This is a genomic window from Mycobacterium sp. E2479, assembly GCF_001667925.1.
Lineage (GTDB): Bacteria > Actinomycetota > Actinomycetes > Mycobacteriales > Mycobacteriaceae > Mycobacterium.
This window is the reverse complement of the sequence record NZ_LZJR01000124.1, coordinates 22106-31293: the sequence shown is the minus strand read 5'-3', so window position 1 is coordinate 31293 and position 9188 is coordinate 22106. Positions and strand designations below refer to the sequence as shown.

The window sequence follows — 9188 nt, the reverse complement described above, 5'->3', positions numbered from 1 at the left end:
AGGCGCGCCGTGCTGCGCTCCTGGGTAGCCTGCTCGCCGCCGCCACCGACGCCGAGCAGACCTTTTTGGTGCGGCTCCTCGGCGGCGAACTACGCCAGGGCGCACTGGCCGGGATCATGGCTGACGCCGTGGCGAAGGCGGCCGGCATCCCGGCCGCAGCGGTGCAGCGAGCCGCGATGCTCGGCGGTGACCTGCCGGCGGTGGCGGCGGCGACTCTCTGCGGTCCGTTGTCGGGCTCAGCCTCGGCACTGGACGCGTTCACCCTGCGGGTCGGTCGGCCGGTTGGCCCCATGCTGGCGCAGACTGCGTCGAGCGTGGGCGATGCTATTAAACGCCACGGCGGGCAGACGATTTTCGAAGCCAAACTGGACGGGGCGCGGGTCCAGATTCACCGCGCCGGTGACGAGGTCACCGTCTACACCAGAAGCCTGGACGACGTCACCGCCCGGCTGCCCGAAGTGGTGGAGGCGACGCTGGCACTGCCGGTCGACAACCTCATCGCCGACGGCGAGGCCATCGCCCTGCGCCCCGACAACCGGCCGCACCGCTTTCAGGTCACCGCCTCACGATTCGGCCGCTCCGTCGATATCGCCGAAGCCCTTGCTGTGCAACGGCTTTCGGTATTCTTCTTCGACATCCTGCATCGGGACGGCGTCGACCTGCTCGACGCGCCGGCCACCGAGCGCCTGGCCGCCCTCGACGCGCTGGTGCCGCCGCCGCAGCGAGTAGATCGGCTGCTCACCGCCGACCCCGAGGAGGCGGGCGCCTTCCTTGACGCGACGCTTTGCGCCGGCCACGAGGGGGTGATGGCCAAGGCACCGGACGCGCCATACCAAGCGGGCCGCCGGGGAGCGGGCTGGCTGAAGGTCAAGCCGGTGCACACCCTGGATCTGGTGGTGCTCGCGGTGGAGTGGGGATCGGGCCGCCGCCGCGGCAGACTCTCCAATATCCACCTGGGCGCACGAGACCCGGCCACCGGCGAATTCATCATGGTGGGCAAGACTTTCAAGGGCATGACCGACGCCATGCTGGAGTGGCAGACCGCCCGGTTCAGCGAGCTCGCCATCGGCAAAACGGACGGTTACGTCGTGCAAGTGCGGCCCGAGCAGGTGGTCGAAATCGCGCTCGATGGCGTGCAGAAGTCGTCGCGCTACCCAGGAGGGCTGGCGCTGCGGTTCGCACGCGTGGTGCGCTATCGCGACGACAAGAGCCCGGCCGAAGCCGACACGATCGACGCCGTGCGCGCGCTGTACTGAATCCCGGCGCCACCGTCGACCGCCCCCCGGACCTGACCGAAGTGCAGTAGCCGATCACGCACGAATAGGTAGTCGACTACGCGTGTCAACTGGTGATGGCCGACCGTACGTTGAGTCCATCACCGGCCGACCTACCTGGTCAACGGGACCGCAACGCGAAGAAGGTGGACGAAATGCTGGTCACGCCAACGGGGCTCCGGACCGCACCCGATACCGTCAACGAGCCCACTGGGCAACCGGCCTCGGTCGAGGCGGCGAGCGCAGAGGTTCTGATCAGCACCCAGCAGGTGCTCTTCGGCACCGCCGTCGTTCAGGAGACGCGGCGCGCGCCGCTCGGCAGCCGGATCGCTGCCGCGCTGCGGCAGATGGTCGCGGACGCGAATCGGCCGCGACACCCCTACGTGAGGCATTACGCCTACCTCGAGAACGCCCGCATGGCACGCGAAATGGACCGGCTGTGAACGCGATCATCAGCGTCGCCTGCGTCGGATTGATGATGCTGCTCGCGGTGGGGACCTACAACCTGCAGTGGCGGCTCGAGCGCAACGACTACGAGCGCCATTTCGAGGACTGACCGAAAGCGCAGGGCGCGCCGCGAAAAGATCGTGCCGAAGTCCGCGGCCCGGTCCTAAACTTGCGCGATGAGAGTCGGTATCGACTTTGGCACCACCCACACCGTCGTCGCGGCCGTCGACCGAGGCAACTATCCCGTCGTCTCCTTCGAGGGCGAGGATGCGTGGCCCTCGCTCATCGCCGCCAATCCCGCCGGGGAGTTGTGCTTCGGCGCACAGGCCGCCGCCGTCCGCCACGACCCTGGCTGGTCGGTGCTGCGATCGTTCAAACGCTTACTCAACGACGCCGGACCCCAGACCGCGGTCACCCTGGCCGGCCGTGATCATCGCCTGGCCGACCTGCTCACCGGCTTTTTGGCCCAGCTCAAAGTCGATCTGCAACGGCACTCGAATGTCGCCCTGGCCCCGGGCGAACCCATCGAAGCCGCGATCAGCGTGCCGGCCAACGCCTCGAGCGCCCAGCGCCTGCTGACCCTGGATGCCTACGTTGCGGCCGGTTTTCACGTCGTCGCGCTGCTCAACGAGCCCTCCGCTGCGAGCCTGGAATACGCCCACCGGTACCGATCCACCATCACCGCCAAGCGCGAGTACGTCCTCATCTACGACTTGGGTGGCGGCACGTTCGACGCGTCGCTGCTCAAAATGACCGGGCACGCGAACGAGGTCGTCATCAGCGAGGGCATCCAGCGCCTCGGCGGTGACGACTTCGATGAGGCGATCGTCGAGTTCGTCTCGGTCGGCGCGAACCTGCCCACACTCGACGCCGCCCAGCGCGCCCTGCTCGCCGAGGAGTGCGCCGCGCGCAAGGAGGCGGTCGGGCCGCAGACGCGCCGTTTCCTGGTGGACCTGTCCCCGCTTGATCGGCCGCCGTTCTCCTGCCCCATCGACGAGGTCCACTCGGTGTGCGCGCCGCTCGTCGACCAGACGATGCGGCTGCTCAGTCGGGTGCTGCACGACCCGGCGCGGGGTCGCAAGGATGTGGACTGGTCGGAGGTGGCGGGCATCTACGTCGTCGGCGGGGCCGGGGGTTTTCCGCTGGTGTCCCGGATGCTACGCAGCACCTTCGGCGAGAAGCGGGTGAAACGCTCGCCGCACCCGTTCGCCGCCACGGCCATCGGACTTGCCGTCTTTCTCGACAAGGAGTCCGGTTTCGCTCTGTCCGAACGCTTCTCGAGGAATTTCGGCGTATTCCGGGAGGCCGAAGCCGGCGCCGGGGTCGTCTTCGACCCGATCGTGTGCAAGGACGTTTCGCTTCCGGCCGATGGGCAAACCCCGCTGGTGGTGAAGCGAAAGTATCGAGCGGCACACAACATTGGGCACTTCCGATTCGTGGAATGCAGCCGCCTGGTCAACGGGCGGCCCGACGGCGACGTCACGCCGTATGACCCGGTGCTGTTCCCGTTCGACCCGGCCCTGCACGACCGCGACGACCTGGGGCGTCAGCCGGTCGGCCGGTGGATGGACGGACCCGATGTCGAGGAGCGCTACGTCATCGCCCCCAGCGGTGCGGTGGAAGTCACGTTGACGACGCAGCCGGCCGGGTTCGAACGCACTTTCCGCCTGGGACGTTGCGCGTCCGCTAGTTGACGAGCCATTCAGCCATGCAGCTATATGACGTCATGCGAACGACCTTCGCGGCGCGCGAATTCACCGACGACCCGTTGCCCGACGAAGTGTTGTGGCGGGTCTTCGACAACGCGCGGTTCGCACCGAGCGGCGGCAACCGGCAGGGCGCCCACATCACCGTGGTGCGCGACCCGGATACCCGTCGGCGACTCGCCGAACTGGGCGCGACCGCGGCCCGCCGCTACTTCGCTCAGCTGCAGGCGGGCGAAAACCCTTGGAACTCAATTTATCCCAGCGCTGTGCCGCATGAAGTCATCGACCAAACCGACGTCCCAGACACCTTCGTCGCACCGATCGCGAACGCGCCGGTCGTGCTTGTCTTTTCGGTCGATTTGACCGTAGTCGCGGCCGTCGATCAAGATCTGGACCGCGTCGGCCTGGCCGGCGGCGCGTCCGTATATCCGCTGGTATGGAATGTTTTGCTGGCCGCCCGCAACGAGGGCTACGGCGGGACCATCACGACGATGGCTGTCACCGCCGAGGAGCGGGTCCGCGAATTGCTGGGCATCCCGGATCAGCACGCGGTCGCCGCGGTCGTGCCGCTCGGCAAACCCATACGGCAGCTGAGGAAGCTGCGCCGCCGGGCAGTCGCGGAGCTCGTCACCCGAGGGCGCTTCGACGGCCCGGCATTCGAGGGCTGACGGTATGTGGCTGGGCCGGTCCGTCCTTATTCGATGACATCGGCATAAATGTCCAGCAGCCGGAACCGTGTCGCATCGAGATACTCCCAACTCGAGGGTGACCTTTTTGACGTTGTCGGCGGCGGCGCGCATCACGGTCTTGCCGACTTCGGTTGAGACGGTGAAGGCCACCTTGCGCACGTCGAGGTGTTCGGCGAGCCGGGCGCCGACGACCGGCCCGGGTCCGGTGACGATGTTCAGCACTCCCGCCGGCAGTCCGACTCCGTCGGCGGCCCTAGCCAATTCGAGCAGCGTCAGCGGGGTCTGGTCGTCCGGTTTGAGCACTATAGTGTTGCCTGCCGCCAAAGCGGGGTCCAGCTTCCACACCGCCAGCGGCAGCGGAAAGTTCCACGGCACGATGCCCGCGCAGACGCCCACGGGCTCGCGACGAAGCACGCCGGCGGCCAGTGTGGGCGCTTCGATCAAGGGCCCGGTTTCCTCGAACGCATACGACCGCGCCAACGAGGCGAAGTATTTCAGGTGGGCGATCGAGTAGCCCAAGAGAAAGGCACCCGCTGACCGCACGGTCGCGCCATTTTCGTGAACTTGCAGGGCGGTCAGCTCGTCTAACCGGGCGGCGAGGTTGTCGGCGATCGCATCGAGGATGCGGGCACGTTCGTCCAGGGGCGTCAACCGCCAGACACCGGAGGCATGTGCTGCTGGCCGGGCCGTTGTGGACGATCGTCGAGGGGTTGCGGGTTATCGACGGGGCGCTTGCTCGATGCCCTGCTGAGCAATATTCGCAAGCCGCCGTCGGCATTGCTGGACAACCTCAGCGCCCAGGATCTCCAGCTGTGGACCCTGCTGGCGACGGGCATGGAGACCGGCGACATCGCCCACCGGATGCTGGTGTCGGAGCGGACCGCCAAACGTATGGTGGCCGCGCTGCTGCACAAGCTCGGGGTGAGCAACCGGATCGCAGCCGCCGCGTTGGCCGGCCGCTACCGGTTGCTCGATGACGTCGCCGAACCCGGCCGGATCAGTTAATTCGGATCGCTTGGGCGGGGCACATCGCGGCCGCCCGCGTCACCCGTTCGCGCTCGGCCTCGGGGGGCTCGGGCTCGAGCACCACCACTTGTTCGGCGCCGTCCGGAATGTCGAAAACATCGGGAGCGGCCAGTAGGCACTGCCCGTGTCCCTCACACAGATTGCGGTCGACGGTGATGTGCATGAGCGCCAGTATCGGCACCCGGTGGCGCGCCGCGGGCGGTCCGGACGCGCCAGATCTGGCCCCTTTGGGCCAGCTCGTCGAGGGCCTTTCAGCCCTAGGCGCAGGCGTCGCGTGGGCCCATTCTAAAAGCTCGAGTGCCCATTCCCGAGTCGAGAACGCGATCATGACCACCACGCAAACCGAGTCCACCACCTCCGCCGAAGCACCCGCGCTTGCCGAACAGCGCAGAGACGACGTCGACCCGATCGTCGACGCGGCGGCCGAGGCGGCCCGGGAATTCCGCAAGCTCGATCAGCAGCAGGTCGATGCGATCGTCGAGGCGATGGTGCGCGCCGGGGTCCGCGCGGCCGGCGAATTGGCGAGTGTCGCGATCGAGGAGACGGGTTTCGGCGTCTTCGAGGACAAGGTGGTCAAGAACTATGTGGCCACCGAGTTCTTGCACGACTATTTGCGCGACAAGAAATCGGTGGGGGTCATCGACGAGGACGTCGAGCACAACATCGCCTACGTGGCGGAGCCGATCGGGGTGGTGCTGGCCGTCACCCCGGTGACCAACCCGACCTCGACCGTGCTGTTCAAGGCGATCGTGGCCGCCAAGACCCGCAACGCGATCCTCTTTCGGCCGTCACCGCATGCGGTGCGCTGCTGCGAACGCAGCCTCGAAATCCTGCGCACGGCGGCCGAGGCCGCCGGGATGCCACCCGGGGCGCTGCAGGTCATTCCCGACGCCGCGCACGAGGTGACGCACTACCTGTTCAAGCACGCAGGAGTCGACTTCATCTGGGTGACGGGCGGACCAAAGATCGTCGCGCTGGCCAATTCGGCCGGAAAGCCGGGGCTGTCCGTCGGTCCCGGCAACGCGCCGATCTACGTCCACAAGACGGCGGACCTCAAAGGCGCGGTCGTCGACATCCTGATCTCGAAAACGTTTGACTCGTCGGTCATTTGCCCGGCCGAGCAAACCTGCATCATCGACGACGAGGTATACGACGAGGTGATGGCCGAGTTCGAGCGGATGGGCGCCCAACTGCTCACCCCCGACGAAGCCGAGGCGGTGGCGGAGTTCGCGTTTGGCTGCGGCGACAAGGCCTCGCTCGACGCGGTCGGGCAGAAGGCGTCGGAACTGGCCGCCCGCGCGGGCTTCAGCGTGTCACCGACCGTGAAAGTGCTTCTGGCACAGCTTCCTTCCGACCTGGACGAGCTTGCCTCGCATCCGCTGTTGGCCGAGAAGCTGATGCCGGTGCTCGGGGTGGTGCGCGCAAGCAGCGTCCGGCACGCCATCGACGTGGCCGTCCTGGTCACCGAGCACGGCGGGCTGGGTCACACCTCGGCGGTGTACGCCAACGACGAGGACGTCATCGAGGCGTACGGCCTGGCGGTCCGCACCGGGCGCATCCTGGTCAACGCACCCACTGCGGTCGGAGCCCTCGGCGGGGTCTACAACAACCTGACCCCCACGTTCTCGTTGGGTTGCGGCACTTGGGGCGGGTCGAGCACGACGGAGAACGTCAACTACCGCCAACTGCTGAACATCAAGACGGTTTCGCGGCGCCGCACCCCGCCGCAATGGTTCCGCGTGCCGTCCAACACCTACTTCAACGAAGGCGCGCTGGACAACTTGCGCGAGCTCGACTGCGAAACCGCCGTCGTGATCACCGACGCCCTCACCGAGGAGCGCGGCGTGGTCGACCAGTTGCGCGCCAAGCTACCCACCCAACACGTGCAGGTGTTCAGCGAGGTGACACCGGAGCCCGACGAGGCGACCATCCGCCGCGGTGTCGCGCTGTTGCAGCGGGTCCAACCCGATCTGCTGGTCGCCGTCGGTGGCGGCTCGGTGCTGGACGCCGGCAAGGCGATCCGGCTGTTCTACGAACACCCGGAGAAGAGCCTCGACGAGTTGACGATGCCGTTCCTCGACCCGCGCAAGCGCGTGGCCGCCTATCCAACCGACCGCCATCGCGTCCAATTGGTCGCTATCCCGACGACATCGGGGACCGGATCCGAAGTCTCGCCGGCGGCGGTGTTGACGGTGCGCGGGAAGAAGGAGACGCTGGTCGACTACAGCCTGGTGCCTGACCTCGCGATCGTCGACCCGGTCCTGACCTCGTCTATGCCACCGAGACTGACCGCCGACACCGGCATCGACGCGCTCACCCACGCGCTGGAGGCGATCGTCTCGATCTTCGCGTCGCCGTACACGGATGCGCTGTGCGCCCAGGCGGCCCGACTGATCTTCGACGCGTTGCCGAGGGCATACGACGACCCCGACGACCTATCCGCGCGAACTGACATGTCCAACGCGGCAACCCTTGCCGGGCTTGCTTTTTCGAATGCATTCGTCGGGACGAACCACGCACTCGCCCACGCCGTCGGCGCGACATTCGAGATTTCGCATGGCCGGGCGAACGGTGTCTTCCTGCCGCATGTGCTGCGCTACAACGCAAGTCTGCCAACCAAGTTCATGCCCGCGCCGGGATATTCCGCCTACGTGGCGCCGGACAAGTACGCGCAGCTCGGCCAGTTGATCTTCGGCGGCCATGAGCCCGACGAATGCCGCGGCCGGTTGTTCCGTGGCGTCGAGGATCTGCTCAACCGGCTGGACATGCCGCGATCGCTGCGGGAGTACGGCGTCGAAGAGGAGCAATTCCTGGGGGCGCTGCCCGCGCTGGCGATGACGGCATTCGAGGATCTCAGTAACCGCACAAATCCGCGGATGCCTTTGGTCAGCGAGATCACCGCTTTGCTTCGGGCGGGCTTCTACGGCGACGCCGAAACGCAAGCTCAGCCCCGCAGCTGAGGCAGCACGTCACGCTCGTACGTCGCGAAGAATCCCTCGATGTCCGGGCCTACCTGCTGGACGTACACCTCGTCGATGTCGGCGTCGAGGTACTCACGAACCTTGGCGACATGCGTGTCGGGGTCCGGTCCGCAGGTGATAGCTTCAGCGACCTGATCCGGCGTGACGAGTGACATCAGGGCGGCGAAGTCCTTGGGCCGCGGCAGGATCTGCGCGGATTGCCCCGGCAGCGCGTCGTTGCCCCACAGCCGATGCGCCGCCTTCAGCGCGGTGTCTGCGTCTTTGTCCCAGCTGACTTTGGCGCCGGCCTGAACGGGCTTGTCACCGCCGCCGGACTCACGGAATGTCTTGACCAGGTCGGCCTCCGGCATCACCAGGACGAAGCCGTCCCCGATGCGTCCGGCCAGCTCGGCGCCCTGCGGACCGAAACCCGAGACGTAGATGGGCACCGGCTGCTCCGGTCGCGTGTAGATGCGGGCCTCCTGCACCTCGTAGTGCTTGCCATGGTGGCTCACTTCATCACCGCGGTGCAGCAACCGGATAACCTCGACCGCCTCCTCCAGCATTTCCTGGCGCGCGCCCACCGACGGCCACGGGTCGCCCAGGATGTGTTCGTTGAGCGCCTCGCCGCTGCCCACCCCGAGGACGAAACGACCGTCGAGTTGCACTGCGGCGGTGGCGGACGCCTGCGCGACAATCGCCGGATGCGTCCGAATCGTCGGGCAGGTCACGGCGGTGCTGACCGGCAGTGACGTCACCTCCGACAGGGCGCCGATGATGCCCCATACGAAGGGGCTCTGGCCTTGCTCGTCGTTCCATGGGTGGAAGTGGTCGGAGACCCACAGCGCATCGAATCCGGCCGCCTCCGCGTGCTTGGCTTGGTCGATGAGTTCCTTCGGGCTGTACTGCTCGCAGGACAGGAAGTATCCGATCTTGGTCATGCCGTGCGGGCTACCCGCTGCGGGGCTGCTTATGCCCGGGCCGGACTGTTTACCCGCTCTAAGGAGGATTCCACTGTCGGACAGCATGATTCATCGCCTGCGCAGCTACGCTCCGATCGGCGCGGCACTCGACCTTGCCTCCTGA

8 protein-coding genes and 1 pseudogene are annotated in these 9188 nt (G+C 67.0%); 6 read left to right on the top strand and 3 right to left on the bottom strand.

Annotated elements, in window-relative coordinates:
• The 4 genes from A5686_RS18570 to A5686_RS18555 form a co-directional block, all read left to right on the top strand.
• Window positions 1-1256, top strand: a 1256-nt coding sequence (locus A5686_RS18570) for an ATP-dependent DNA ligase (protein ID WP_067937338.1), incomplete at its 5' end; no start/stop codon positions are given.
• Window positions 1257-1429: 173 nt separating this feature from the next.
• Entirely contained in the window at window positions 1430-1717 is a 288-nt protein-coding gene (locus A5686_RS18565; protein WP_156750133.1) for a hypothetical protein, read from the top strand.
• 180 nt (window positions 1718-1897) lie between these two features.
• The gene (locus A5686_RS18560; protein ID WP_067937333.1) at window positions 1898-3415 is read left to right on the top strand and encodes an Hsp70 family protein; all 1518 of its coding nucleotides are present in this window, start codon (window positions 1898-1900) and stop codon (window positions 3413-3415) included.
• Between the two features lie 14 nt (window positions 3416-3429).
• Window positions 3430-4095 (top strand): nitroreductase family protein, encoded by a 666-nt coding sequence (locus A5686_RS18555; protein ID WP_067937331.1) that lies wholly within the window; start codon window positions 3430-3432, stop codon window positions 4093-4095.
• Window positions 4096-4179: 84 nt separating this feature from the next.
• Here A5686_RS18555 and A5686_RS26830 read toward each other — a convergent pair.
• Window positions 4180-4803: pseudogene (locus A5686_RS26830) on the bottom strand (aldehyde dehydrogenase); the annotation flags it as partial.
• A 45-nt stretch (window positions 4804-4848) separates the two neighbouring features.
• Between A5686_RS26830 and A5686_RS18545 the strand changes: the two are divergent.
• Window positions 4849-5121, top strand: a complete 273-nt coding sequence (locus A5686_RS18545) for a LuxR C-terminal-related transcriptional regulator (protein ID WP_231986415.1) — start codon at window positions 4849-4851, stop codon at window positions 5119-5121.
• On the opposite strand, the gene A5686_RS18540 is transcribed toward A5686_RS18545, so the two are convergent.
• Window positions 5114-5305 (bottom strand): ferredoxin, encoded by a 192-nt coding sequence (locus A5686_RS18540; RefSeq protein WP_067937346.1) that lies wholly within the window; start codon window positions 5303-5305, stop codon window positions 5114-5116. The genes A5686_RS18545 and A5686_RS18540 overlap by 8 nt on opposite strands.
• Window positions 5306-5468: 163 nt before the next feature.
• On the opposite strand from A5686_RS18540, the gene adhE reads away from it, so the two are divergent.
• Window positions 5469-8102 carry a bifunctional acetaldehyde-CoA/alcohol dehydrogenase gene (adhE, locus tag A5686_RS18535; protein WP_067937327.1) on the top strand — a complete coding sequence of 878 codons (2634 nt, stop codon included), beginning with the start codon at window positions 5469-5471 and terminating at the stop codon, window positions 8100-8102.
• Here the strand turns inward: adhE and A5686_RS18530 are convergent.
• On the bottom strand, window positions 8087-9043 hold the full coding sequence (locus tag A5686_RS18530; RefSeq protein ID WP_067937325.1) for an LLM class F420-dependent oxidoreductase: 957 nt from the start codon (window positions 9041-9043) through the stop codon (window positions 8087-8089). The genes adhE and A5686_RS18530 overlap by 16 nt on opposite strands.
• Window positions 9044-9188 lie beyond the last annotated feature (145 nt).